The sequence below is a fragment of the Streptosporangium sp. NPDC000396 genome (genome assembly GCF_042898655.1).
Lineage (GTDB): Bacteria > Actinomycetota > Actinomycetes > Streptosporangiales > Streptosporangiaceae > Streptosporangium.
On record NZ_JBIAZA010000011.1, the window covers coordinates 1 to 23,831 of the forward strand.

The following is a 23,831-nucleotide window of genomic DNA, read 5'->3' on the forward strand; positions in this document are numbered from 1 at the left end:
GTGCGCGAGGGGCACCCCGGGCTCACCCACGCCGTGCTGATCCGGCTCGAGGACGGCACCTACACCGACACCTGGCACTGGGAGAGCGCCGAGCAACTGGGCGCCGCGTTCGCCGCCCTGCCCACCTTCCCGGAGGCGCCGCTGACCATGGCCCTCACCAAGGACGCCACCGCCCTGAACGGCCAGGTCGTCGACGAGCACTGAGAACCGATGATCGTCTCCAGCACCGACGATCTCGACGCGACCTTCGAGCGGGTACGGGCATCCGGCGCCGAGGCACTGCACGAGCCCATCAATCGGCCCTGGGGGGGCACGCGACTCTACAGTCACGGGTCTCCCAGCTCGAAAACGGCGACCTCGACGCCATGGAGATGGAGACTCTCCGCGCTTACGCGACCGCGCTGGGCGGACACGTCGATGTGACGATCAACGGCCGAACACGATGTCCTTGCCCATGCCAGAGTCAAGCAGGCCGATCCCGCCTGGCAGCTCTGCTATCAGCACAGATCCGGTGCCGAAGGGACGATCGCCCAAGCGGTGGGGAGCCTGGGCACACGTCGTTCCCGCTACCGAGGCACCGCCAAGGACGCTGCCGAACGCGGTCTGGGCGGTGGACTTCCTGTTCGACGCCACCACCGACGGCCGCCCGATCAAAATCGTCTCCATCGTCTACGAGCACACCCGCGAGTGCCTCGGCGGCCTGGTCGAGCGCAACGTCACCGGAGATGACCTCATCGACGAACTCGACCGCATCGCCGCCGTGCGTGGCTACCCGACCGCGCTGCGACAACGGCCCGGAGCCGGCCTGCACCGCGATGGCCGACTGGGCCCGCGAACGCGTCGGGCCGCACTTCATCCTGCCCGGCGAGCCCTGGCGCAACGGCTACATCGAGTCGTTCAACAGCCGCATCCACGACGAGTGCCTGAACATCGACATCTTCTGGAGCCTGACCCACGCCCGGGTCGTGATCAGCGACTGGAAGGACGACTCCAACCACCGCCGACGACACGGCTCCCTCGGCTATCAGGCACCAGCGGCCTACGCCGCGTCGTGCACACAGCGATGAGTCGTCCGTTGTCGAGCGCAGCCCACATAGCCACACGCGACAACCCCTGTGACGTAAGGTCCCGGGTGTGGACACAACAGCCCCGGTACCCCGCGTCCTCGTGATCGGCCTTGACCCGTATCGGGTTCCCGGGCCCTGGGACCCGAAGCCGGTAGCCGACGCGATCGAGGCCGGCATGGCTCGATTCGCCGAGCACGGCGTCGGCGTCGAGACCTGCCTGTTCGGCCTCGACGGCAGCGACGACGTGGAAACGATCGTCAGCCATACCCTGCGCGCGCGGCCCTGGGAATGCGTTGTCATCGGCGGCGGCGTACGGAAACTCGAAGATCAGCTTGAGTTGTTCGAGCAGGTCATCAACCTGGTACGACGACACGCTCCCAACGCGGCGATCGCGTTCAACAGCACCCCGACGGATACCTTCGACGCAGCCGCCCGCTGGATCGACACTCCCGGACCGACCAGTTCCGGCTAACCAGCGCGGCACCTGACCAAAGCACACCCCGGCCGCTAGGTTTCGAAGCGAAGCACCACCGGACCGCCGGCTCTCACCGCGTCTGGATCACTTCTCGGGGTCCCTCCACGTCAGGCAGTCGAGGGCGGGGGAGAAACCATCAGCGTCCTCAAACGTTTTAAGCCCCATCTGGTGCCGCGTCAGGCAACGTTTACCCAGCGAGGTCTGTGTGATACGTTCAGCGGCGCCGTGCGGCACTACGACTGGAGGAGGTGAGACCGATCAACGCTGTGATGACAGATCGGGGCTCCCTCTCGTGCATGGTCTAGGGAGCGCCCGCACAAGGCACCCCCGAAAGGCTTTGAAACGCTATGCGCTTCAGCTTGACCTCTCAGACGTCGACCAACGGCGTCACCGAACAGTCCTTCACCCTCGGCGAGATCCCCGGCGTGTTGTTCACGCCGCAAGGCGCCACCGGCCCCCGCCCGCTGATCCTGATGGGACACGGCGGCGGCCAACACAAGAAGGCCCCCGGCGTCCTGGCCGGCGCGCACCGGTTCGCCGCCGAGGGAGGTTTCGCCGTCGCCGCGATCGATGCTCCTAACCACGGCGACCGGCCGAAAGACGAACAGTTCATCCAGCTCGCGGGCGACATGCGGGCCCGCATGGCGGGCGGCGAGGATCCGACCGGGCTGGTCGCGGCCATGCACGACCTGCTGGCCGGACAGGCCGTCGCCGACTGGCAGGCCGTTCTGACCGCGGTCCAGGAGCTCGACCACGTGGGCGCCGGCCCGGTCGGCTATTGGGGTGTGTCGATGGGCTGCGGGCTCGGTGTGCCACTACTCGTCGTCGAACCCCGGGTCCGCGCCGCGGTGCTGGGCCTGCTCGGCGTGCACGGGCTGGCCGAGACCGCGGCCCGGGTCACTGTGCCGGTGCAGTTCCTGCTCCAGTGGGACGATACGCGGGTGCCCAGGGACCAGGCCTTGGCACTGTTCGGCGCCCTGGGCTCGACCGGCAAGACGCTGCACGCCAACCCCGGCGACCACGGGGGAATCCCCGCGTTCGAGATCGACAATGCGCTGCAGTTCTTCGCCCGGCACCTTGGATAAGACCGCTGCCTTGTAGCTCGCGACGCGCTGACCGGGGTCCGTTCCCGGTCAGCGCGTTCGAGCCGGACTGTTCGGCATGGCCGAGCGGGTTCAGGTGCGGGAGATTGACGATTCCCGTGATAGCGGCACGTCAGCGCGAGGTTGCCGGAGACCTCTTCGACGTGACGGATGATGGCCGGGCACCGCTTGGCCTCATGATCGAGCGAGGGTTCGGGTTCGACATGGATGATCTCCGTAGTGGCCGGAGACCCAGACGTCAACGACGATCGTCAGTTTTAGAGCCAATCCGTCGACCATCAACTGAAGATCGACACGAGTGATCATGCATCACATAGGTTGGCGAAGTGCACATCCTCGATGACCCATCGGTCTCGCCACGAGTGCGGAATCTACTCCTGACGTACGGCGAGCGGATCACTGCCACCTCGATGGAGCAGATCAAAGCCCGCAACTGCGCGGTTGACCAAACCGGAACCTCAGTCCCGATACCGTCAAGCGTAGTGGCGGCAATGGTCGACTTCGAGGAGCGATACGGCGGTCTCGCCTACGGCTTGCCTGGAAAGAACAGCATGGACTACGCCTCGACGGTGAGATGGAGGCTCGTGAGACTCCCTACGGCTGGGCGTTCCCCGCAATCGTCGACGGCGATTGGACTTGGGAGGCCGATGTCCTGGAGGACGGGCGAGTCGCAATGGCGTTGTCCCCGCCCATTCCATACCAGATCATCAATCGATCGGTTGAGCAGCGCCTTGAAAGCCACGCGCTGCTCGCTGTCGTCCGATCATGGCCACATCGTGCCTTTGGGCTGACAGTCGACACAAACGAGACCCCTATGATCGCGTCAGATGAGCTCCCGCCGGTCGTGTCGGAGGCCACCGGACCGGCAGACCTCTGGTGGTACGACGACGAAACGGCAGTGCATCTGCAACTCGACTCCTGGTGGGAAGATCATGACACTTGGGTGCTGCGGTGCTTCGCCAAGCGTCTCGAACCACTCAAAAAGATCCTGGCAGCGCCCAGACGCGCTGCCACCGGGCTGCCCACCATGGAACGTGACTGCTGCGAACTATGCGGACGGTCCGTCCGGCCTCGAGAGATCTGTCTCTGGACCCGTAGGCCCTGATCGTCCGGCGCTCAGATGCGGGTCAGCCCCGTGGCGCCGACTGGACCCCTCGCGAGATGCGGCACAGCTTCGTCTCGTCGCTGTCGGACTCCGGCGTCCCGATCGAGGACATCTCACGCCTGGTCGGCCACCGGAACATGGTGGTCACCGAAACCGTCTACCGGAAGCAGATCCGCCCGGTGCTCGTGCAGGGCACGGAGGCGATGGACGGCAGCAGGTCCGGGGCGACGAGTTCGGCATGTGCGTGGACAGATCCGGCGTGCCGCGGATGGTCGACATCAGCCGGCCGCAGATTCAGCAGCTCCGGGATACAGGCCAGGCAGTCGCCGGCGGCCAACGACGCCGAGGTCATCGTGAGCAACGAGCCGATGGTGCACGACAGCGAGGCCACCGCGGGACTCAGGCCGTACCCGTACAGCCGGCTTTCCCTTTGAGCTACAACTTGAGCTACAACTGACGCAGCACCTGCATGGCGTCCTTCTCGATGCGCGAAAGATCGCAGAGGATGACGCCGGCCTGCTCCAGGTACCCCGCGTCGCCGCTCTCTCCAGCCTTGGCTATCAAGGTGGACACGTCCGTCCACAGGACGGCGGCCTCGGCGTACAGCCTGTGACCGGTGCGGAGGTTGCCGTCGTCGATCAGCCGGGTGCACTCGTCGAGGAAGTCGCGATAGAGGGCGCGAAACAGGGCACCGCCGGTACCGGCTTTCTCCATGAGGAGGGCGGCCTGCGGCAGGTCCTGCTGCGGCTCGCCGGCGCGCAGCAGCCATCTGGGCACCTGTTTGCCGGCTTTCTCGATGCCGCGGTGGCCCAGGTTCGCGATGGGAGCGGCGAGGAAGGCGTCGGCGCAGTCCCTGATGGCGGGGATGATCTGGTCCTGCCAGGAAGGCGAGTGAGCCGGCAGGGTGATGGTGAAAGATCGGTTCCTGGCGGTCATCGGGCCGCGTTCGGCCCGCGCCATGGCGAGGCTGGCCCGGCTGGTGCGCACCGCTCCTCCCTGCTGGCCGGTGTCCACCAGGTAGACGTCGTGCTCGTCGTAGCCGTACATGGCGACGACATGACCGCCGAAGTGCACCTTGGAGCGGAAATAGTCCAGGTGGTAGCAGTCGAGCTGAAGGCCGACCGGCCGACCGGCGTCGATGGGGGCGGCCACGTTCTCCCACGCCTTGCGCGGCGAGGTGGTCTCCTCGGCCAGTAATGTCAGCCCCAGCCGGGCGGCCAGGTTCCTGGTGAGGTCGAAAGGCTTGACGCGGCCTCCGAGAAAGGGGAACGCCATGCCCTTGCTGTCCCAATAGACGAAGGACAGGCCCGAGCCCAGCCCGAACAGCATGGGCTCGGACAGATCAAGTCCTTCATGCCGCAACAGCACCCCCAGCGCCGTCGTCTCGCAGTGGTGCATGCCGCGGGCCTCGATGTCCTTCACGATGGTCATGCGTCGCTCTCCTCATTCTGACGCGGCGAACGGTCACACCGTCCCCATCCCTGACACTTTCATGATCAGCTGCTGGGGACCGCTGGGAGTAGCATGAGGCCTCTCACAGTGGGAGAGTCCAGCCGCACGACAGGGCAGTGGCGGCTTCGGGAGCTGGTTTGAACGGAGAAGGCCGTCAATAAGGGGTTCCGTTCTCGGAGAGGAAAGCGAGTCAGGCGGCGGGCCTCCCGATAGGCGCGCTGGGCATCGATCAGATCAGGCGGAAAGACGCAGGCGAGCGCTCACTGAGCAACGTAGCCGTTTGCCCAGGTCCAAAAACGCAAAACCCCCGACCTGTCGTTGCAGATCAGAGGTCTTTTTTGTGGGCACCACTGGGTTCAAACCAGTGACATCTCGCTTGTAAGGCAATCCGAGCAGGACCCTCACCAGGACCGACACCGCCCCTGACCTGGACGTACGGTCCACGGTGATCCACCGGCGTCCGGGCCTGTCCGCGGTCGTCGTCACTCAGTTGGTCACTCAAATACGACATGCGGCCAGATGGGGCGGCAGCAACGCAAAAGGTGGCACAGGAGAGAAGAACACCGGAACTACGTACCCATCATGAGCACATCACCCCGTACGACGACCGCGAGGCGTATCGAGCACCATAGCCGAGTCGCCGAAGTCGGCCACGATCTTGAGCTGACCTCCGAGCGCCGTTACGTAGGCGGCCAAGGTGGCCACTTCGCTGATCACTCCGCTCTCGATCTGTGAGATGCGAGCCTGTGACACGCCCATCGCCTGAGCGACATCCTCCTGCCGTAGGCCAAGCTTGCGTCTGGCTTCAGCGAGTTGGTAGGCACGCTGGCGAGCCACGAGCCCGTCGCGGAGTTGAGCGACCTCCTGCTCATCGCTGGGCTGGACAAGCTCAGCACGCAGTTCCTCCCACGTCACCGCCTGATCGCTCATTGCTCCCCCTCCTTGAGGTACCGGGCAAAACGCACCTCGGCCGTTTTGATCGCCACGTCATACCAGCCGCTCCAATCGCCGGACTTGTCTCCGGCGACCAGGAACACAGCTTGACGCCAAGGGTCGAAGACGAAGAGCATCCGTACCTCGCTCCGCCCACTGGATCCAGGCCTCAACTCCTTGAGGTTACGGATAGTCGATCCTTGAAGCGTGTCCACCAAGGGCCGCCCCAAACCGGGACCTTCCTCGGCGACCCGATCCAAGGCCGCAGCGATCAGCAAGAGTGTCTGCCGATCCGCCTTCCGTAGCTCGTGAAGCCAGTCACGGACCTCTGGAACGATCACTATCTGCCAGTTCACTCAAGCATAATAAATTTCTTATCTTGATCCAAGAGAAGCTTTGGCAACTCAGCGTATCGCCAACGTCACAGAATCTCCCTCTCCTCTTGATGCGGAGATCTTGAGGCAGGGATCACGAGTGGCTCAGAACGGAGACCGCATATCGCGAGCAGATCCCGCCCGGCGCGCCTACAGGCTCGGAGGCGTTAGACGAAGCCTCCAGAAGTTGGTCACCCAGTCGCCACCCTCGCCTTACGCCCAAAGCGAGATGAGAGACGTTTTGCCTGCTGAACACTACTGACTGGTGGGCACCACCGGGTTCGAAGCAGTGGCATCTCGCTTGTAAGGCAAACCGAACGAGTCCCTGACCGGGGTCGACACTCATCCCGACCTGGGCGTACGGTCCACGGCGATCCACCGGCGTCCAGCCTCGTCCGTGGTCGTTGTCACTCAGTTGGTCACTCAGAATCAACGCTCTCCTCAGGTTCTCTTAGTTCATTCGGACCTTCTGGCCGATCCTTCGGACTGAATATGAGTCAGAGGTTATATTTCGAAGATGGCTTGGGAGATCGTTCTGCTGGAACCCGTGGACTCCTGGTTCCTCAAACTCTGCGCGGGTGACCCAGACTCGGCGGTCCTCGTCGAGAAGGCCATCGATCGGCTCGCCGAAGTCGGCCCTGCTCTCGGTCGCCCCTTGGTGGACACGTTGGAGGACGACGACCTGAACAACCTCAAAGAGCTCCGCCCAGGCTCGCGGGGACGGTCAGAGATTAGAATCATCTTCATCTTCGACCCCGACAGAGAAGCGATCTTCCTCGTGGCAGGAGACAAGGCAGGAAAGTGGTCGCGCTGGTACGACGAGGCGATTCCGCTGGCCAAGTCTCGCTACGCGGAGTACCGCGCGGAGAAGAAGGCCGAGAAGACGAAGGAGGACAGGCGATGAGCCCTGCTCGCCGTTGGCAGGAGGTCAAGGCCGAGGCCCACCGGCTTCATCCCGAGTTGGCCACTCCCGGGCGACAGGCCACCGCCGAAGCCGGACTGGATGCGTACGTGGCCGGGCACCACTTGAAAGAGCTGCGCAAGTCACTGGGTAAGACCCAGGCCGATGTCGCCACCGCACTCGGCATCTCCCAGTCACGGGTCTCTCAGATCGAGAACGGCGATCTCGACGCCATGGAGTTGGAAACCCTCCGCGCCTACGCGGCTGCGCTGGGCGGGCACGTCGATGTGACGATCAGCGTCGGCCCGCATTCCGTCAAGGTCGCCTGAGGCCGATTGATCCGCCTGGAACGGCCCCTTTCACGAGTACACGAGCACTCAGCGTTCCGCTGACCCGACAACATATTGATGACACGAAGCCCCATCCAAAATTCTTGGATGGGGCTTCGTGAGCTGTGGGCACTACTGGGTTCGAACCAGTGACATCTCGCTTGTAAGGCGATCCGAACGAATGCCCGACCAGGGTCGATATCAACCCTGACCTGTAGTTACGGTTTCTGATCGTCCACCGATGTCCGGCCCCGGACGGGGCGATTGTCACCCAGTTAGTCACTCACGCCCATGTCTTCCGAGACGCTGCGAGCAACGCTGTCCCTGCCGGTGACTGCTGTCGTCATCACACGTAACTGATCAAGGGAGCCACGGTGACGGACTCGCACGAAGAATTCGGCTGGCTTGCAAAGCACGGCCCGTTCTATCACGTCTCCTGCATCACCTTCGCCCGATCCCTCAGCCCTCGCGAGGCGTTGATGCGTCTCGGCGCAGACAGCAATGGGATCGAAGAGGTGACCTTTGAAAAACACCAGGAACGAACAATGGAGTACATCGACTCGGACAACATGCGCACCAGCTACGCGGGCGCACTGGAGATGAACGGCTGGACCGTGCTGATCCACGCTTTCCTGCGCATCACCCACATTCGCGATCTGGTAGGCCAGGGAGCATGTAGACGGCACCCGTGGGCCGGGCGGATCATGGAAGCGGAGTCATGGGCTCGGTCGAACAGGGGTGCGTAGTGGACGTCGGTTTCATCGGCCTTGGCCTCATGGGGGAGCCCATGGCGCTCAACCTGGCCGGGGCAGGGACGTCCCTCGTGGTGTGGAACCGCACGGCCGGGCGCGGGCAGCCGCTGCGCGAGGTCGGCGCCGAGGTGGCGACGAGTCCCGCAGAGGTCTTCCGGCGAGCCCGCGTCGTGATCCTCATGCTGGCCGACGGTGCGGCGATCGACTCCGTCCTGGGCCGTGGCAGCTCGGACTTCCCGGTGAACGTCGCGGAGCACACGATCGTCCCGATGGGCACCACATCGCCCGACTACTCGCGGGGACTCGAAGCCGACATCCGGGCGGCCGGCGGACACTATGTCGAAGCCCCCGTGTCCGGCTCCCGCACGCCCGCGGAGGCCGGCAGGCTGGTCGCCATGCTGGCCGGTGAGCAGGCGGCGGTGGAGGAGGTACGCCCGCTGCTGCGGCCGATGTGCCATGAGGCGTTCACCTGCGGACCGGTGCCGAACGCCTTGCTGACGAAGCTCGCGGTGAACCTGTTCCTGATCACCATGGTCACCGGCCTGACGGAGGCGTTCCACTTCGCCGACCGGAACGGGCTGGACTTGAGGCGGTTCCTCGATGTGCTCGACGCCGGTCCAATGGCCAGCACCGTCTCCCGGATCAAGGCGGCCAAGCTGCTGGAGCGCGACTTCGCGGCGCAGGCGGCGGCCCTGGACGTCCTGACCAACAACCGGCTGATCGCCGAGGCGGCCCGGAAGGCGCACGTTGCCTCGCCGCTGCTCGATGTCTGCCATGCCCTTTTCGGGGAGACCGCGACACTCGGGTACGGACAGGAGGACATGGTGGCCGTCCTCCATGCGCTCGAAGCCCGCACGCTGAACGCCGCACGCCGCGGACGAGACTGACCTCACCGGCTGGACGCTACTTCTCAGTCGCAGATTCAGTTGCTCTCGTCGATCAGTCCGAGGATCGGCCCCGGCTCGTACGGCTCCGCAGGTTCGTTTTCGGCCGCCTGGGTGTAGGCGAGCGCTCACCGAGCAACGCAGTCGTTTAGCCAGGCCCGGAAAAGCAAGATCCCCTGACCTGTAACGACAGGTCAAGGGTCTTTTTTGTGGGCACTACTGGGTTCGAACCAGTGACATCTCGCTTGTAAGGCGAGCGCTCTACCGCTGAGCTAAGCGCCCCGAAATCCCGTCGGACGGACGGGATAACACCTTACGCCACCGGAGGGGACTTCAGCACATCAATAGACCATGTGGCGCCCGCGTCGGGGGCTCCGGCCGCGCGCCAGCCCAGGAGGGCCGCGCCGAGCATGCCGGCGTGGATGCCCAGGGCCGCCGAGCGGAGCGGAGGGGCCTCGCGGAAGGTGAGGCGTTCCTGGAGGCGGTCGGCCAGCGGGTCGGCGAGGAGGGCGCCCGCCTCGGACAGGCCTCCGCCCAGGACGATCGCGGAGGGGTCCAGGAGGAGCGTGTAGGTGGCCAGGGCGAGAGACAGGGCCTCGACCGCGGTTCCCCACACTTCCGCGGCCACGGGATCACCGGAGGCCGTCAACGCGGCCACCTGCTCGGCCGTGGCGGGCTGGGCGGCCCGGGTGGAGTAGCGACGGCTCACGGCGGAGGCGGAGGCGTAGGTCTCCAGGCAGCCGATCTGGCCGCAGGCGCACGTCTCGCCATCGGGGAAGACCGGAATGTGGCCGATCTCGCCGCTCCATCCGGCGGTCCCGCCGTACGGCTCGCCGCTCAGGATCACGGCACCCGCGATGCCCGTCCCGATGGGCAGGAACAGGAAGTCGGAGACCTCGCGACCGGCGCCGAGCACGCTCTCGGCGAGGCCGCCGGTGCGTACGTCGTGACCGAGCATGACGGGTACGTCCAGCGGGACGAAGTCCGGGGCCGGAACGTCGCGCCAGCCGATGTTGGCGGAGTAGACAGCCGTGTCGGAGGTGACCAGGCCGGGTACGGCGAGGCCGACTCCGGCGGGGGTGCCTCCGCCCGCGATGGCGAGGTCGTCGATGAAGGACCGGATCGCCTCGATGACGGCGGCCGAGCCCTTCTCACGCGGGGTCGCACGGCGGTCGGTGAGGACGATCTCGCCCGCGTCGGTGACGAGGCCGCCCTTCATGGACGTGCCGCCGACGTCAAGGGCTACAACGAACGAGCTCATGCACGCATCCACCGAATCGAAGGGGCGGGACCGAGGCCGACCTTAGCGCATAGAAACATCGTCATATTGCCTCATATGCTCATGAATGCAGTAAAAACAGATTTATGAGCACTAATGTGCACGCCCGAGGACTCGGTTCAGCGCCGCCTCGACCTCGTCCGACAGACCGGGGGCGCCGGACACGATGAGTTGCTCTCCGGCCCGCGCGAGCCGTACCGACCCGCAGGAACGGCACTCCACCTCGCCGAGCCGGCAGATGAGCGCGACGGAACCGCACGAGGAGCATGCGTCGAGGTCGAGATCGTGCGTGCGCTGGCAGTCCGGGCAGATGAGCACCTGGGTTTCCTGGCGCACGCCGCGTTTCCACGGACTGGCGCCACGGATCGGGTCGGTCTGCCGGGCCCCGCAGGAGAAGCAGGGCATGATCGCCTCCGAGAGGTCGAGACCGGCGGTCGCCTCGCGCGGCGACCGCCGGTCACCACTTAGGAAAGTTCGGCAAGCACCTTGCGGTACTCGGCGATGTCGCGCGCCTCCGGAATCGGGTTGACGACGCTCCAGCGGACCACGCCCTCGCCGTCGATGATGAAGGTGCCCCGCACGGCGAGACCCTTCTCCTCATCGAACACACCGTACGCCTGGGCGACCTGCCCGTGCGGCCAGAAGTCAGAGAGCAGAGGGAAGGTGTATCCCTCCTGATCCGCCCAGGCGCGGTGGGTGAACACCGAGTCGACCGAGACGGTGATCACCTGGACGTCCTCAGGTGCGGTGGCGATGAACTCGTCGCGGAGGGCGCAGAGCTCACCGTGGCAGACACCGCTGAACGCGAGCGGGTAGAAGATCAGCACGACCTTCTTGCCTCGGTAGTCCGAAAGCTTGACCGGAGTGCCGTGCTGGTCCTTCAGCTCGAAGTCCGGAGCCGGGGAACCCACCTCGACCGCCATATCCAAAGGTCCTTTCATCGGATGATGGACAAACGCCATCATCCTGCCGTACGGCTCACGCGAGCCGTACGGCAGGGCGGGGCCCCTAGCGGCGCGTCTTGGGAGGAGCCAGCCGCGTCCCCGACCAGTCAGGGGCCGCACTGATGCTGCTGGTCTGCGAGAGACCTGCCGTCGCAGCGTCTTCCCCGATGTCACTGGGCTCCACGTGCCCGTCTCTGCCGGCCTTGGGAGTGAGCAGCCAGATCTGGCCGCCGGCACTCAAGTTGGTCAGCACACTACTCAGGGCGTCGAACAGATCGCCGTCACCGTCGCGCCACCACAGCAGCACGACGTCGACGACGTCCTCGAAGTCTTCGTCGACCAGTTCGTTACCGGTCAATTCCTCGATGGAGTCGCGCAGATCGTCGTCGGCGTCCTCATCCCATCCGACCTCCTGCACCACCTGACCCGGCTTGAGACCGAGTCGTTCGGCCAGGCTGCGTTCGCCCTGCGCCTGACCCGCGGTCGCGCTCACGTTTGTCCCTCCTGCTTGAATGGCCCCGTAATTACACGGTGCTCAAAGTGCTTCGGCACAGTCCACACGCTGTGACCCTCGGTCGTCAACGGTCGCCACGGCAACGACTGGGCTACGCATGAATTAGTCCGACAAAAATGACAAACGGACCTGGCGTTCCCGATTGTCGACGTTGAGATCCACGACAGCGATGGACTGCCAGGTGCCCAGCGCGAGCCGTCCGGACAGGACCGGAACGGTGGCGTACGGTGGAATGAGGGCCGGCATGACATGCGACCGCCCATGCCCCCTGGATCCGTGCGCATGCTTCCATCTTTCGTCGGCCGGAAGCAGATCCTCCAAGGCCGCGAGTAGATCGTCGTCGCTGCCCGAACCGAGCTCGATCAGCGCGATCCCCGCGGTCGCGTGGGGCACGAAGACGTGAAGCAGACCGTCTCCTCCGCACGACCGGACGAAGCTCCCGCACTCGGAGGTGATGTCGTGAACCCGCTCACGGGATCCGGTCACCACCTCGATCGTCTGAGATCTCACATACCGATCCTACGATCCATGCTGAGCTGGGACGACGACCGAGTTCGGTTCGAGGGGAACCCGTTGCGCATCCGTCGCCGGGCCGTACTGCACATGAGATCCGCCGTGGCCCCGGACACCCCTTCTCCAGCAGGCATGACGACCGGTCAGGGCTCCCCGCGCGGGTCCGGTCGCAGGCCGTACGGTCCCGTGACCGTTCCGGCCGTCCCACGCCGGAGCGCCTCACGTCCATGGGTCCGTTCACTGAAAGCCGAACTCACTGGAAGTCGGCCGCCCGTTCGCCCCGCGGGTCTCTCCCGCCACCCCGACTCCGCAGGTCAAGGAGTCGTCCGAATCCGTTCTCCCCGCGCCTCCATAAAAGGAGGAACCTCGATGTAACCTGTGGTGGCCATTCGTCCTACCATCGGTGGTCTAGGCCACATTTAGCCCCCTGCCAGCAGGGACTTCCTGGTTACCGGTCAGTAGAGATGCACTTTCCGGGGTAAGCGACCAGGATGGAAGACGACCTACACCAGACAAAAGTCCATCCTCGGAAGGCGAGACCCAGTGGCTTCCGGACGCCAGCGTTTCTCGGTCATCAGCGACGGCCTACCCAGCCAGCTCCCTGATGTCGATCCCAGCGAGACCCAGGAGTGGCTCGAGTCGCTCGACAACGTCATCAAGACGGAAGGTCGCACTCGGGCCCGTTATTTGATGCTTCGCCTGCTGGAGCGGGCCCGTGAGCACCAGGTCGGCGTGCCCGGCCTGCGTAGCACCGACTACATCAACACCATTCCTCCGGAGCGCGAGCCCTGGTTCCCCGGCGACGAATACGTCGAGCGCCGGATCCGCGCCTACATCCGGTGGAACGCGGCCGTCATGGTGACCCGGGCCAACGCCCGCACCAACGTCGGCGGCCATATCGCCACCTACGCCTCGGCCGCGTCGCTCTACGAGGTGGGCTTCAACCACTTCTTCCGCGGCAAGGACCACGGCGAGTCGGGCGACCAGGTCTTCATCCAGGGCCACGCCGCGCCGGGCATCTACGCGCGCGCGTTCCTGGAGGGCCGCCTCAACGAGGCCCAGCTCGACGCCTTCCGGCAGGAGCTGTCGCACGGCTTCCAGGGCCTGCCCTCCTATCCTCACCCGCGCCTGATGCCCGACTTCTGGGAGTTCCCCACGGTCTCCATGGGCCTGGGGCCCATCGGCGCGATCTACCAGGCCCGGTTCAACCGCTACCTGCTGAACCGGAAGATCAAGGACACCAGCCGCAGCCACGTCTGGTGCTTCCTCGGCGACGGCGAGATGGACGAGCCGGAGTCGCTCGGCGCGATCGGCCTGGCCGCCCGCGAGGAGCTCGACAACCTCACCTTCGTCATCAACTGCAACCTGCAGCGTCTCGACGGCCCGGTGCGCGGCAACGGAAAGATCATCCAGGAGCTGGAGTCCTACTTCCGCGGCGCCGGCTGGAACGTCATCAAGGTCGTCTGGGGCCGCGACTGGGACCCGCTGCTGGCGGCCGACGTCGACGGCGTGCTGGTCAACAAGATGAACACCGTCCCCGACGGCCAGTTCCAGACCTACTCCGTCGAGTCGGGCGAATACATCCGCGAGAGCTTCTTCGGCGGAGACCCGCGCCTGCGCAAGATGGTCGAGCACCTGTCGGACGAGGACATCCGCAAGCTCTCCCGCGGCGGCCACGACTACCGCAAGGTCTACGCGGCCTACAAGGCGGCCACCGAGCACGTCGGCCAGCCGACGGTCATCCTGGCCCAGACCATCAAGGGCTGGACGCTCGGCAAGGACTTCGAGGCGCGCAACGCGACGCACCAGATGAAGAAGATGTCCAAGGCCGACCTGAAGGAGTTCCGCGACCGGCTCTACCTGCCGATCCCCGACTCCGCTCTCGAAGGCGACCTGCCGCCCTACTTCCACCCGGGCGAGAACGACCCCGAGATCGCATACATGAAGGAGCGCCGCGCGGCCCTGGGCGGCTTCCTGCCCAGGCGCGTGGTCCGGGCCAAGCCGGTCAAGCTCCCTGGCGACGCGGCCTTCTCGCAGCTGAAGAAGGGCTCCGGCAAGCAGAACGTCGCCACGACCATGGCGTTCGTCCGCCTGCTCAAGGACCTCATGCGTGACAAGGAGATCGGTCACCGCTTCGTGCCGATCATCCCGGACGAGGCGCGCACCTTCGGCCTCGACGCGATCTTCCCGACCGCCAAGATCTACTCGCCGCACGGCCAGACGTACGAGGCGGTCGACCGCGAGCTGCTGCTGTCCTACAAGGAGTCGACCGAGGGTCAGATCCTGCACGAGGGCATCAGCGAGTCGGGCTCGATGGCCTCGACGATCGCGGTCGGCACGTCGTACGCCACGCACGGCGAGCACATGATCCCGGTCTACATCTTCTACTCGATGTTCGGCTGGCAGCGCACCGCCGACCAGATGTGGCAGCTCGGCGACCAGATGGGCCGGGGCTTCCTGCTCGGCGCCACCGCCGGCCGTACCACGCTGAACGGCGAGGGCCTGCAGCACGAGGACGGCCACACCCCGCTGATCGCCTCGACGAACCCGGCGGCGGTGTCCTACGACCCGGCGTGGGCGTTCGAGATCGGGCACATCATCAAGGACGGCCTGCGGAGGATGTACGGCGAGCAGCCGGAGAACGTCTTCTACTACCTGACCGTCTACAACGAGCCCTACCTCCAGCCGGCCGAACCCGCCGACCTGGATGTGGAAGGCCTGCTCAAGGGCCTGTACCGGTTCGCCCCGGCTCCGGCCGCGGCGGGCCCGAAGGCCAACATCCTGGCCTCCGGCGTGGCCGGTCCGTGGGCCATGGAGGCGCAGCGGATGCTGGCCGAGGACTGGGGCGTGGCGGCCGAAGTATGGTCGGCCACCTCGTGGTCGGAGCTGCGCCGCGAGGCCCTGGCCGCCGAGGAGCACAACCTGCTCAACCCCGACGCCGAGCCGCGCGTGCCGTACGTGACCCAGGCGCTGTCCTCGGCCCAGGGCCCGTTCGTGGGTGTCAGCGACTACATGCGCGCCGTGCAGGACCAGATCTCCCAGTGGGTTCCGGGTGACTGGACCTCCCTCGGCACCGACGGTTTCGGCCTGTCGGACACCCGGTCGGCGCTGCGCCGCCACTTCCACGTGGACGCGGCCTCGATCACCCTGGCCGTGCTCACCCAGCTGGTCAAGCGAGGCGAGCTCAACCCCGAGGTCCTGAACGAGGCCATCGCCAAGTACCACCTGAAGAACGGCGTGACCGAGGCCGGTGGCGCCGAGAGCAACGACACCCAGTCCATGGGCCTGTGATCCCCACCGGGCGGGTCCTTCTATGGAAGGCCCCGCCCGGTTAGGGTTGACTTGCTTCCCCCGGCAACGATTCAAGGGGGAGCACTCTATGCGAAGAATACTGATGGCCGTCGCCGCGACGGCGGCCATGTCCACCGCTCTGGCCGCCTGCGGCGCCGATGGCAGCGCCCGCGGGGCCGGTGGCGATCCCTCCACGCCGAGCTCCGCCCAGGGCGAGACCGGGACCTCCGGCCCGCTCGCCTGGACCACGTGCAAAGACATCAGGCGCCCGGGTGAGCAGAGCCCGGCCAGGCCTGACTCCACGTTCCAGTGCGCGAAGCTGAAGGTTCCGCTCGACTACGCCAAGCCCGGCGCCGAAAGCCTGGAGATCGCGCTGATCCGGGTCAAGGCCACCGGTCCCGGCCAGCGGATCGGCTCCCTGGTCTTCAACTTCGGCGGTCCCGGCGCCTCGGGCGTCGACACCCTGGCCCAGGCCGCCAAGGTCTTCAGCACCCTGAACACCCGTTACGACCTGGTCAGCTTCGACCCTCGGGGAGTGGAGCGCAGCTCCGGCATCAGGTGCGACGGCAAGGAGGTGATGGACAGGTACACCGCGATGAACAGCTACGCCTCCGACGAGGCCGAGTGGGCCACGCTCGAAAAGACCGTGGACGAGTTCGTCAACGCCTGCCAGGCGTCCTCCGGCAAGCTCCTCCCCTACGTCGGCACGGTGAACGCCGCCCAGGACATGGACAGGATCCGCGAGGCCCTCGGCGACCAGAAGCTCAACTACTTCGGCATCTCGTACGGCACGCAGCTCGGCGCGGTCTACGCGACCAAGTTCCCCCAGAACGTCGGCCGTTTCGTGCTGGACGCCCCGCTGGATCCGGACATCAGCATGAGGGAGCGCACGCTGGTCCAGTCGGCCGGGTTCCAGCAGGCCTACGACTCCTTCCTGAAGGACTGCGTCGAAGGCCCCGGCGGATGCGAGATCGGCTCCGACGCGACCGTCGCGAACAAGAACGTCGACAAGTTCATCGTCGACCTGAAGGCCAAGCCGCTCTCGGTCAACGGCCGCCAGCTCACCGAGGGACTGGCCAACACGGGCATGGCCGCCGCCCTGTACTCGAAGCTGACCTGGCCGCTGCTGGAGCAGGGGCTGAGCCAGGCGTTCAAGGGTGACGGCCGGCTCCTGATGGCCCTCTCCGACAGCTACAACGGCCGCATGCCCAACGGGTCGTACAACACCCTCATGAGCAGCTTCCCGGCCATCAGCTGTGCGGACACCTCCGAACGGCCCACCCGTGACCAGGTGATGCAGACGCAGACCGAGGCGTTGAAGGCCTCCCCGCTGTTCGGCAGCCCGGGCATGGGGCTCATCTGCCGGGTGTGGCCTGCTCCGGGCAGCGACGAGGCCAAGAAGGTGAACGCCGCGGGCTCCGCGCCGATCGTGGTGATCGGCGGCACCGGCGACCCCGCCACGCCCTACAAGTGGGCGCCGAAGCTGACCGCCGAGCTCAAGACGGGCGTGCTGGTCACCTACAAGGGCGAGGGGCACGGCGCCTATCTGGCCGGCAACCCGTGCGTCAAGAAGACCACCGACGGTTACCTGCTCGACGGGAAGGTCCCCGCGACGGACACCACCTGCACCGCCTCATGACCGGCCGCCGGGCCTCTCCTTCCCGGCGGCCCCACCGTCCTCCCCGGCGGCCCTACCGGCGTCCCGGTGACCCGTCGGCGGGAAGGTGCCCCTATCGGCAGGTCTCCAGGCGGGGCGGCCTGGCCTCGAAGCGGAGGCCGACGTTGCCGAAACGGCGCTCGAACAGCTCCTTCATGGTGCCGTCGGCATACATGGACGCGATCGCCTCGTTGATCGCCTTGCAGGCCACCGGGTCGCGGCGTTTGAGCGCCACGCCGTACCGCTCGGAGGTGAGCCGGATTCCGGCGATCTTGAATCTCGTTCCGCGCAGGCGCGCGCCGAACCCGGCGAGCAGCAGGTCCTCGCCGGGCATGGCGTCGGCGGAGCCGTCGGCGATCCGGGTCGCGCACCTGGCGGAGTCGTCGTCACGGACGTCGACGAACGTGATGCCCCTGTCCTTGATCATCCCACCGGTTTCCGCGCCGGGCGCGATGCAGATCGTCTTGCCTCGCAGGTCCTCCAGCTTGGAGATCTTCGCGCCGGCCCGGACGAGCACGTCACGGTGGGCCACGTAGTACGGCCCGGCGAAGGCGACCCGCCCTCGGTCTGCGTTGTCGATCGAGAAGTTGGCGATCACGAGGTCCACCTTGCCCCGCTGGACCGCCTCCTCACGGGTGGAGAGGCCCACGGGCACGAGCTTGAGCCCGCCCTTGGGCACCTTCAGGGCTCGCGCGATGTGTCTGGCCACGTCGATCTCGAACCCGTCGGGCGGATCGCCCAGCGCGACCCCCGGCAGGCCCCCGCGATAGCCCACCTTGAGCACTCCGGTGGCCCTGATGCGGTCGAGCAGGGGCGAGCCGGTGGAGGGCGCCGGGGTCGGGGTCGGGGTGAGTGCCATCGGCTTCGGGGTGACCGTCACTCCCCCGCTGGGGGCGGGGAGCAGCTGGATGATCGCGAGGACGGCGGCCGCCCCCAGGATGACGCCCCCGCCGGCCACCGCCCATCGGCGGCGCCGTCCCGCCGGAGTCCGCCTGTCCGTCCGGGTCAGGTCGACCGTGGCGGCCTGGGCGCCCTCGGCCAGCACCTCGTCGGAGGCCTCGGCCTCGTCCACCGGATGGCCGAGCAGGCGTTTCAGCACCCCGTCCGCGGTCGGCCTGAGTTCCTGGTCCTTGTTCAGGCAGTCGGCGACGACCTCGCGCAGGCCGTCGGGGAGGGCGCTCAGATCGGCCTCGTGGTTGATGACGCGGTTGAGCGTCGCCACGATCGTCTCCCCGCCGAAGGGCGCCTTGCCGGTGGCGGTGAAGACCATGGTGGAACCCCAGGCGAACACGTCGGCGGGGCGGCCGACGCGCTCGTCGGCGATCTGCTCGGGCGCCATGTAGGCGGGGGTCCCGACGGCCCGGGTGGTGATCGTCCCGCTCTCGTCGATGATCTTCGCGATGCCGAAGTCGACGACCCGGGGGCCGCCCGTGGCCAGCAGCACGTTGTCGGGCTTGAAGTCGCGATGGGCGATCCCGGCGTGGTGGATGGCGGTCAGCGCCGTGATCGTGCCGAGGGCGAGCTGTTCGAGCTCCTCCCCGCTCAGCGGCCCGTCGCTCTCGACGATCTGGCGCAGCGAGGGCCCGTCGATCAGCTCGCTCGCGATGTACGGCGTCTCGCCGTCGAGATCGGCGGCGAGCACCCGGGCGGTGCAGAAGGCCTCCACCCTCTGGGCCGCCGCGAGCTCACGCGCGAAACGGGATCGGGCGTGGGCCTCGCCGGTGAAGCGCACGTGCAGCAGCTTGACGGCGGCGCGTTCCCCGCTCTCCGACTCCCCCAGATAGACGACCCCCTGACCGCCCTCCCCCAACCTGCCCTTGAGCGAATAACCCCCCAGCTGCGGCGGATCCCCCGGCCGCAGTGGTTTGATCTCCGGCATCGCCGACCCCTCGCGTGCACCACTTTGCCCAAACATTACACATCGGAGAGGCCGAGATCATCTGCTCTGAGGGGCCGGGACAAGGATCGGTCGGGCGAATTCACCCAAGGAAGTTTCGGCAGGGTTCCGGTCATACCCGCGGCGACAGGAAGGGAATTCCGGCGAGAACAGATTCCACGGCCGCGGCAGTCGTCTCGCGGCCACGCGGGCGGGCGGGACGCCTTTTGGGGATCGCTCAGCGTGCACGAGGCAGCAAGGTCAACTGAAAACCGGATTTATCTCGTTAAAGCACATTAATAGGAGGAAAAGGGATAACTTCTAACTCTTCTCCGGAGAAATAAGGCGATGAAGACCCGCGAACAGCGCCCGCCCGGCCCCGGGAAGCGGCCGGCGACGATCACGGCGTCCACGTCGCCGACGTCGGCGGCGATCACCCCGTCCTCGACGAGCACGTCCGCTTCCGGCAGGACGCGCGGCTCCAGGTCGGTGTCGATCACGGTTCCGCCGGTGATGAGCATTCGCATGAGAAATTTCCCCGTCGACAAAGCAATATGGAAAGCTTTTCATAAAGCTATCAATCTGGAGAGACATCCTCAATCCCACGGCGCGGCCAGAGACGACGGAACGCGACCGCGTCGACGAGATGATCGAGGGGGCGGGCGGAGCCCCCCGAGGCCGCCCGCCGTCCAGCTGGAGATCATCAAGCGCACCGCTGAACCCACCCGGCCGTCACGGCGAGACGGCCCGCCCCGGGAGCGCTACGCCTCGGCGGCGGCCTTCGGCGGGGTGAAGACGCCGAACAGGTTGCCCGCGGTGTCGCGGAGGTAGGCGAAGTCCGGGCCGTTGGAGTTGCCGAGCAGCCTGAACACCACCTCTCCGCCCAATCCCTCGACCCGCTCGCAGGTGGCCGCCGTGTCGGCCACGGCGACGGAGAAGATCGCGTGGCCGGGCGACGCGCCACCGGTCGCGTACAGGCCGCCGCCGAAGCCCTCGGCCCCCGGGTAGCCGATGAGCCGGTAATCCATGCCACCCTTCGCCGCGTTCTCATCGACGGCGAACGACCAGCCGAACAGCTCGCCGTAGAACTTCTCCGCCCCCTGCGGGTCATCGGTGGCGATCTCGAACCAGGCAACAGTGTTGATCATCAGATGTCTCCTCGAAGTAATTTTCGAACACATCTACGATCAGTCAGCCCGGCGACAACCCTATGTCGGTGTTTTCGGCCAGCGTTTCAGCCGAGATCAGGATTTCCCATGACCGCCTCGGGGATTCGCGTGGCGAACCGCTCCGCCGGGTGTTCGGGCGCGATCTCCTCGGTCTCCTCCGCCCGGCCGATGCGGTCGAGGCGGAAGATCCGCGCGTCCTGCCGGAGCCGGCACATGCCCACGAGATACCAGTGGCCGCCACGTCCCCCCACGAAGACCGCCGGCTCCACCTCACGCGAGGTGACCTGACCCTTCCGGTCCTCGTATTCGATCCGCAGCACTCGCCGGTGCAGCAGCGCCTGCTCGATCACCCGTGACACCCGGGGGTACGGCTCCGGCTCGACGACCATGTGCACCCGCGCGGCGAGATCCCTGGCCCTGGCGTCCTCTGGCGGCGGCATCGCGGCGAGAAGCTTGCGCAAGGCGCTGCGCGCGTGGGAGGCCAGTGGGTTGTCCGCCGCCCTGCCCAGCGCCACGGCGACCGCCACCGCCTCGGCCGGGGTGAAGTTGAGCGGGGGCAGGGACATCCTCTTGTCGAGAACGTAACCGCCCCGCCTGCCGGGCTCGGCGTAGATCGGCACACCGGACTGCTGGAGCGCGGAGATGTCACGCTCGACCGTGCGGACGCTCACCTCGAACCTGGCGGCGAGCTCACGCGCCGACCGGGGCCGGGGCGAGATCGCGCGAAGCTCCTCGACCAGAGCGTAAAGCCGATCAGTACGGTTCACACTTGTGACGTTACGCGCCCATACCGACACTCTCGATGGGGACCGGCACCTTTCCCGCAGTTGAACAGACAAAACAGCCTCGATAGCCTGTCGCCACACATCTCATTGGAGTTCGATGGCCGAAGGATCGAAGCACCCACTGGCCGTGAGGCAGAACCTCTCGCACATACCGGAGCCCCGGCCCTCAGGCGTGAAGGCGTCCACGGTCATCACGCTTACCGGGATCGGCGTCGTCTCGCTGATCCTCATCGGTTACTGCGCGGCCCAGGACGACTACGAAGAGGTCAACGCCGAGTGCGTGGATCTCAACAGCTACCAGCCGGACGGCTCCTACACCGTCGTGGACGATGACTACTGCGACGACGACGGCCACTCCCACTACGTGGGGTCCCACGGCGCCTATCGCTGGTATTACGGGGGCACGAGATCCGGGGCCCGGATCAGGCAGGGCACCACCGTGCGTCCCTCGGACGTCCAGATCGTCACCCGTAAGGGCACCGTGATCCAGCGCGGTGGCTTCGGCGGTCGCAGCGGCTGGGGCAGCGGAAGCTGAGCCCTGACCGATGAGACGCGAGACCTCACTCCCCCGGGACGACTGGGAGAGCATCATCGAAGGCCACGGCCTGGCCTATCACCGTTCGGCTCACCCCGAAGGCCTCGACCGCCCCTATTGGGACGAGAGCGTGCAGTACGTCTTCTCCATGGACGAGGTCCTCGATCTGGAGAACCAGGTCGAGGAGCTGCACCGGATGTGCCTGCACGCGGTGGAGCACGTCATCGAGCACGGCCGCTACGCCGACTTCGCCATCCCCGCGTGGGCGGCCCCGGAGATCGCCCGCTCCTGGGAACGGGGCGCCCCCCACCTGTTCGGCCGGTTCGACCTGCGCTACGACGGAACCGGTCCCGCCAAACTGCTGGAGTACAACGCCGACACCCCGACCAGCCTGCTGGAGAGCTCGGTCGTGCAGTGGTTCTGGCTGCGGGATCGCTACCCGGACGACGACCAGTGGAACTCCATCCACGAGCGGCTGATCGAGCGGTGGCAGCAGATAGCGGCCGGTCTGCCCACCGGGCCCGCGCACTTCGCCTGGACCAAGATGGACGAGACCGGCGAGGAGGCGATGACCCTCGCCTACCTCCAGGAGACCGCCGAGCAGGCCGGGCTGAAGACCATCTCCGTGGCCATGGAGGACATCGGCTGGGACAGCCTCAACCTGCGGTTCGTGGACGTGGAACGCCGGGTGATCCGCTCGCTCTGCAAGCTGTACCCGTGGGAGTGGGTGATCGCCGACCCGTTCGGGGCCCACGCGGTGCGCCAGCAGGTCTCGATGACCTGGATCGAGCCGCTGTGGAAGATGCTGCTGTCCAACAAGGCGCTGCTCGCCGTGCTCTGGGAGCTGTATCCCGGCCACCCGAACCTGCTGCCCGCCTACCTCGACGGCCCCCGCGACATGCCCTCCCACATCGCCAAGCCGCTGCTCGGCAGGGAGGGCGCGAGCATGCGGATCGTCACCCCGCACGGCCACGTCGAGACCTCCGGCGGCTACGGCACCGAGGGCTACGTCTACCAGGAGTTCCAGGCTCTTCCCGCCTTCGACGGCTGGCGTCCCGTACTCGGCGCCTGGGTCGTCCACGACGAGGCGGCCGGGGTCGGCATCCGCGAGACCTCGGGGTTCGTCACCGACGACACGTCGTCCTTCGTCCCGCACCGCATCGAACTCTGAGTTCCAGAAAGAGAACCTCATGACCCCCACCCCCCTGCCGTCCCCGCTCCCGACGGGCGTCGAGACGTTCTCGCTCGCCGAGGCCCTCGGGCGCGGCGCGCTCGCCATCGCCTCCTACGCCATGCTCGGCGTGATCCTGCTGATCATCGGGTTCTACGTGCTCGACATGGCCATCCCCGGCAAGCTCAGCCAGCTGATCAAGGCGGACCGCAACCCCAACGCCACCCTGCTGACAGGCTCCGGCCTGGCCGCCGTCGGGCTCATCGTCGCCGCCTCCATCTGGTCCTCGGGCGGAGCCCTGCACGAGGGCCTGCTGTCGACGCTGGTCTTCGGCCTGGTCGGCATCGCCGTGCAAACCGTGGCGATGGTCATCTTCGACAAGGTCGTCGGCATCTCGGTCCGCGATCTGGTCAAGGAGTCCGACCCGCAGCCCGGCGCCCGCCTTCTGGCGATCACCCACCTGGCCATCGGCCTGATCACCGCCGTCGCCGTCATCTGACCCGGGCCGCACGCGCACCGGCCGCGCGGGAACGGCCCGGCGTTACGGCGCCCGGCCACGCACGCTGGGGAAACGCCGGTCACCGGGGCCGGTGCGGGCGGCGGGCGGCGCTTGGCCATGCTTGGCCGTACAGAATGCGAGCCCGGGTACTGTCCGGGACGGCGGCTGGTGCATCCCGCTCGACCTGGCACCCTTAGTGACGTGAGGGAGCGGAGCGAGCGAG

At 66.7% G+C, this 23,831-nt stretch carries 26 protein-coding genes, 1 tRNA gene and 1 pseudogene; 15 read left to right on the plus strand and 13 right to left on the minus strand.

What is annotated here, in order from left to right; genetic code table 11:
* The 6 genes and pseudogenes from ACFY2X_RS18820 to ACFY2X_RS18845 form a co-directional block, all read left to right on the plus strand.
* Positions 1-204: hypothetical protein (locus ACFY2X_RS18820; RefSeq protein ID WP_389939740.1), on the plus strand; the 204-nt coding region annotated here is incomplete at its 5' end.
* Positions 205-498: 294 nt separating this feature from the next.
* Positions 499-729 (plus strand): annotated as a pseudogene (locus ACFY2X_RS18825) (hypothetical protein); the annotation flags it as partial.
* Positions 730-764: 35 nt separating this feature from the next.
* Positions 765-1,067 carry an integrase core domain-containing protein gene (locus tag ACFY2X_RS18830; RefSeq protein ID WP_389939741.1) on the plus strand — a complete coding sequence of 101 codons (303 nt, stop codon included), beginning with the start codon at positions 765-767 and terminating at the stop codon, positions 1,065-1,067.
* A gap of 67 nt (positions 1,068-1,134) precedes the next feature.
* Positions 1,135-1,539: a hypothetical protein gene (locus ACFY2X_RS18835; protein WP_389939742.1), complete on the plus strand. Its 405-nt coding sequence runs from the start codon at positions 1,135-1,137 to the stop codon at positions 1,537-1,539.
* Positions 1,540-1,901: 362 nt separating this feature from the next.
* A complete protein-coding gene (locus ACFY2X_RS18840) occupies positions 1,902-2,627 on the plus strand; it encodes a dienelactone hydrolase family protein (protein WP_389939743.1) in 726 nt (241 codons plus the stop codon).
* Between the two features lie 1,179 nt (positions 2,628-3,806).
* Positions 3,807-4,184 carry a hypothetical protein gene (locus ACFY2X_RS18845; RefSeq protein WP_389939744.1) on the plus strand — a complete coding sequence of 126 codons (378 nt, stop codon included), beginning with the start codon at positions 3,807-3,809 and terminating at the stop codon, positions 4,182-4,184.
* Between the two features lie 13 nt (positions 4,185-4,197).
* On the opposite strand, the gene ACFY2X_RS18850 is transcribed toward ACFY2X_RS18845, so the two are convergent.
* From ACFY2X_RS18850 to ACFY2X_RS18860, 3 genes are all read right to left on the minus strand, one after another.
* Entirely contained in the window at positions 4,198-5,181 is a 984-nt protein-coding gene (locus ACFY2X_RS18850; RefSeq protein WP_389939745.1) for a BtrH N-terminal domain-containing protein, read from the minus strand.
* A 612-nt stretch (positions 5,182-5,793) separates the two neighbouring features.
* Complete coding sequence (locus ACFY2X_RS18855) at positions 5,794-6,132, minus strand: helix-turn-helix domain-containing protein (RefSeq protein WP_386296029.1); 339 nt, start codon at positions 6,130-6,132, stop codon at positions 5,794-5,796.
* Positions 6,129-6,491, minus strand: coding sequence for a type II toxin-antitoxin system RelE/ParE family toxin (locus ACFY2X_RS18860; RefSeq protein WP_389939746.1), 363 nt, complete (start codon positions 6,489-6,491; stop codon positions 6,129-6,131). Before ACFY2X_RS18860 ends, ACFY2X_RS18855 begins: the two co-directional genes overlap by 4 nt.
* 535 nt (positions 6,492-7,026) lie before the next feature.
* On the opposite strand from ACFY2X_RS18860, the gene ACFY2X_RS18865 reads away from it, so the two are divergent.
* The 4 genes from ACFY2X_RS18865 (at position 7,027) to ACFY2X_RS18880 (ending at position 9,378) form a co-directional block, all read left to right on the plus strand.
* Positions 7,027-7,413, plus strand: a complete 387-nt coding sequence (locus tag ACFY2X_RS18865; protein WP_389939747.1) for a type II toxin-antitoxin system RelE/ParE family toxin — start codon at positions 7,027-7,029, stop codon at positions 7,411-7,413.
* Positions 7,410-7,739, plus strand: coding sequence for a helix-turn-helix domain-containing protein (locus tag ACFY2X_RS18870; RefSeq protein ID WP_389939748.1), 330 nt, complete (start codon positions 7,410-7,412; stop codon positions 7,737-7,739). Before ACFY2X_RS18865 ends, ACFY2X_RS18870 begins: the two co-directional genes overlap by 4 nt.
* 374 nt (positions 7,740-8,113) lie before the next feature.
* On the plus strand, positions 8,114-8,485 hold the full coding sequence (locus ACFY2X_RS18875; protein ID WP_389939749.1) for a hypothetical protein: 372 nt from the start codon (positions 8,114-8,116) through the stop codon (positions 8,483-8,485).
* Positions 8,458-9,378 (plus strand): NAD(P)-dependent oxidoreductase, encoded by a 921-nt coding sequence (locus tag ACFY2X_RS18880; RefSeq protein ID WP_389939750.1) that lies wholly within the window; start codon positions 8,458-8,460, stop codon positions 9,376-9,378. The genes ACFY2X_RS18875 and ACFY2X_RS18880 overlap by 28 nt, the downstream gene beginning before the upstream one ends.
* Positions 9,379-9,585: 207 nt before the next feature.
* On the opposite strand, the gene ACFY2X_RS18885 is transcribed toward ACFY2X_RS18880, so the two are convergent.
* The 6 genes from ACFY2X_RS18885 to ACFY2X_RS18910 all read right to left on the minus strand — a co-directional run bounded on the left by ACFY2X_RS18885 (position 9,586) and on the right by ACFY2X_RS18910 (position 12,622).
* Positions 9,586-9,657, minus strand: a tRNA-Val gene (locus ACFY2X_RS18885).
* 31 nt (positions 9,658-9,688) lie between these two features.
* Positions 9,689-10,636 (minus strand): ROK family protein, encoded by a 948-nt coding sequence (locus ACFY2X_RS18890; RefSeq protein WP_389939751.1) that lies wholly within the window; start codon positions 10,634-10,636, stop codon positions 9,689-9,691.
* 111 nt (positions 10,637-10,747) lie between these two features.
* Positions 10,748-10,990, minus strand: coding sequence for a hypothetical protein (locus ACFY2X_RS18895; RefSeq protein ID WP_389939752.1), 243 nt, complete (start codon positions 10,988-10,990; stop codon positions 10,748-10,750).
* A 128-nt stretch (positions 10,991-11,118) separates the two neighbouring features.
* Positions 11,119-11,577, minus strand: coding sequence for a peroxiredoxin (locus ACFY2X_RS18900; protein WP_389939753.1), 459 nt, complete (start codon positions 11,575-11,577; stop codon positions 11,119-11,121).
* 85 nt (positions 11,578-11,662) lie between these two features.
* On the minus strand, positions 11,663-12,091 hold the full coding sequence (locus ACFY2X_RS18905) for a DUF3052 domain-containing protein (RefSeq protein WP_389939754.1): 429 nt from the start codon (positions 12,089-12,091) through the stop codon (positions 11,663-11,665).
* Between the two features lie 123 nt (positions 12,092-12,214).
* On the minus strand, positions 12,215-12,622 hold the full coding sequence (locus ACFY2X_RS18910; RefSeq protein ID WP_389939755.1) for a secondary thiamine-phosphate synthase enzyme YjbQ: 408 nt from the start codon (positions 12,620-12,622) through the stop codon (positions 12,215-12,217).
* A gap of 546 nt (positions 12,623-13,168) precedes the next feature.
* On the opposite strand from ACFY2X_RS18910, the gene aceE reads away from it, so the two are divergent.
* On the plus strand, positions 13,169-15,916 hold the full coding sequence (gene aceE, locus ACFY2X_RS18915; protein WP_389939756.1) for a pyruvate dehydrogenase (acetyl-transferring), homodimeric type: 2,748 nt from the start codon (positions 13,169-13,171) through the stop codon (positions 15,914-15,916).
* 88 nt (positions 15,917-16,004) lie between these two features.
* Positions 16,005-17,555 carry an alpha/beta hydrolase gene (locus tag ACFY2X_RS18920; protein ID WP_389939757.1) on the plus strand — a complete coding sequence of 517 codons (1,551 nt, stop codon included), beginning with the start codon at positions 16,005-16,007 and terminating at the stop codon, positions 17,553-17,555.
* A 91-nt stretch (positions 17,556-17,646) separates the two neighbouring features.
* On the opposite strand, the gene ACFY2X_RS18925 is transcribed toward ACFY2X_RS18920, so the two are convergent.
* The 4 genes from ACFY2X_RS18925 to ACFY2X_RS18940 form a co-directional block, all read right to left on the minus strand.
* The gene (locus ACFY2X_RS18925) at positions 17,647-19,452 is read right to left on the minus strand and encodes a serine/threonine-protein kinase (RefSeq protein WP_389939758.1); all 1,806 of its coding nucleotides are present in this window, start codon (positions 19,450-19,452) and stop codon (positions 17,647-17,649) included.
* 293 nt (positions 19,453-19,745) lie between these two features.
* Positions 19,746-19,970, minus strand: coding sequence for a hypothetical protein (locus ACFY2X_RS18930; protein WP_389939759.1), 225 nt, complete (start codon positions 19,968-19,970; stop codon positions 19,746-19,748).
* Between the two features lie 240 nt (positions 19,971-20,210).
* Positions 20,211-20,597 (minus strand): VOC family protein, encoded by a 387-nt coding sequence (locus ACFY2X_RS18935; protein WP_389939760.1) that lies wholly within the window; start codon positions 20,595-20,597, stop codon positions 20,211-20,213.
* 86 nt (positions 20,598-20,683) lie between these two features.
* The gene (locus ACFY2X_RS18940) at positions 20,684-21,385 is read right to left on the minus strand and encodes a helix-turn-helix transcriptional regulator (RefSeq protein ID WP_389939761.1); all 702 of its coding nucleotides are present in this window, start codon (positions 21,383-21,385) and stop codon (positions 20,684-20,686) included.
* 145 nt (positions 21,386-21,530) lie between these two features.
* Between ACFY2X_RS18940 and ACFY2X_RS18945 the strand changes: the two genes are divergently transcribed.
* The 3 genes from ACFY2X_RS18945 to ACFY2X_RS18955 are packed head-to-tail and all read left to right on the plus strand — an operon-like array spanning position 21,531 to position 23,608.
* A complete protein-coding gene (locus ACFY2X_RS18945) occupies positions 21,531-21,938 on the plus strand; it encodes a hypothetical protein (RefSeq protein ID WP_389939762.1) in 408 nt (135 codons plus the stop codon).
* 10 nt (positions 21,939-21,948) lie between these two features.
* A complete protein-coding gene (locus ACFY2X_RS18950) occupies positions 21,949-23,109 on the plus strand; it encodes a glutathionylspermidine synthase family protein (protein WP_389939763.1) in 1,161 nt (386 codons plus the stop codon).
* 19 nt (positions 23,110-23,128) lie between these two features.
* Positions 23,129-23,608: a DUF350 domain-containing protein gene (locus ACFY2X_RS18955; RefSeq protein WP_389939764.1), complete on the plus strand. Its 480-nt coding sequence runs from the start codon at positions 23,129-23,131 to the stop codon at positions 23,606-23,608.
* Positions 23,609-23,831: the final 223 nt, after the last annotated feature.

Excerpts from the sequence above, each read along its gene's own strand:
- ACFY2X_RS18845 (WP_389939744.1), top strand. The coding sequence starts at position 3,807 with ATGCGGCACAGCTTCGTCTCGTCGCTGTCGGACTCCGGCGTCCCGATC.
- ACFY2X_RS18850 (WP_389939745.1), bottom strand. The coding sequence starts at position 5,181 with ATGACCATCGTGAAGGACATCGAGGCCCGCGGCATGCACCACTGCGAG.
- ACFY2X_RS18855 (WP_386296029.1), bottom strand. The coding sequence starts at position 6,132 with ATGAGCGATCAGGCGGTGACGTGGGAGGAACTGCGTGCTGAGCTTGTC.
- ACFY2X_RS18865 (WP_389939747.1), top strand. The coding sequence starts at position 7,027 with ATGGCTTGGGAGATCGTTCTGCTGGAACCCGTGGACTCCTGGTTCCTC.
- ACFY2X_RS18870 (WP_389939748.1), top strand. The coding sequence starts at position 7,410 with ATGAGCCCTGCTCGCCGTTGGCAGGAGGTCAAGGCCGAGGCCCACCGG.
- ACFY2X_RS18880 (WP_389939750.1), top strand. The coding sequence starts at position 8,458 with ATGGGCTCGGTCGAACAGGGGTGCGTAGTGGACGTCGGTTTCATCGGC.
- ACFY2X_RS18890 (WP_389939751.1), bottom strand. The coding sequence starts at position 10,636 with ATGAGCTCGTTCGTTGTAGCCCTTGACGTCGGCGGCACGTCCATGAAG.
- ACFY2X_RS18900 (WP_389939753.1), bottom strand. The coding sequence starts at position 11,577 with ATGGCGGTCGAGGTGGGTTCCCCGGCTCCGGACTTCGAGCTGAAGGAC.
- ACFY2X_RS18920 (WP_389939757.1), top strand. The coding sequence starts at position 16,005 with ATGCGAAGAATACTGATGGCCGTCGCCGCGACGGCGGCCATGTCCACC.
- ACFY2X_RS18925 (WP_389939758.1), bottom strand. The coding sequence starts at position 19,452 with ATGCCGGAGATCAAACCACTGCGGCCGGGGGATCCGCCGCAGCTGGGG.
- ACFY2X_RS18930 (WP_389939759.1), bottom strand. The coding sequence starts at position 19,970 with ATGCTCATCACCGGCGGAACCGTGATCGACACCGACCTGGAGCCGCGC.
- ACFY2X_RS18935 (WP_389939760.1), bottom strand. The coding sequence starts at position 20,597 with ATGATCAACACTGTTGCCTGGTTCGAGATCGCCACCGATGACCCGCAG.
- ACFY2X_RS18950 (WP_389939763.1), top strand. The coding sequence starts at position 21,949 with ATGAGACGCGAGACCTCACTCCCCCGGGACGACTGGGAGAGCATCATC.
- ACFY2X_RS18955 (WP_389939764.1), top strand. The coding sequence starts at position 23,129 with ATGACCCCCACCCCCCTGCCGTCCCCGCTCCCGACGGGCGTCGAGACG.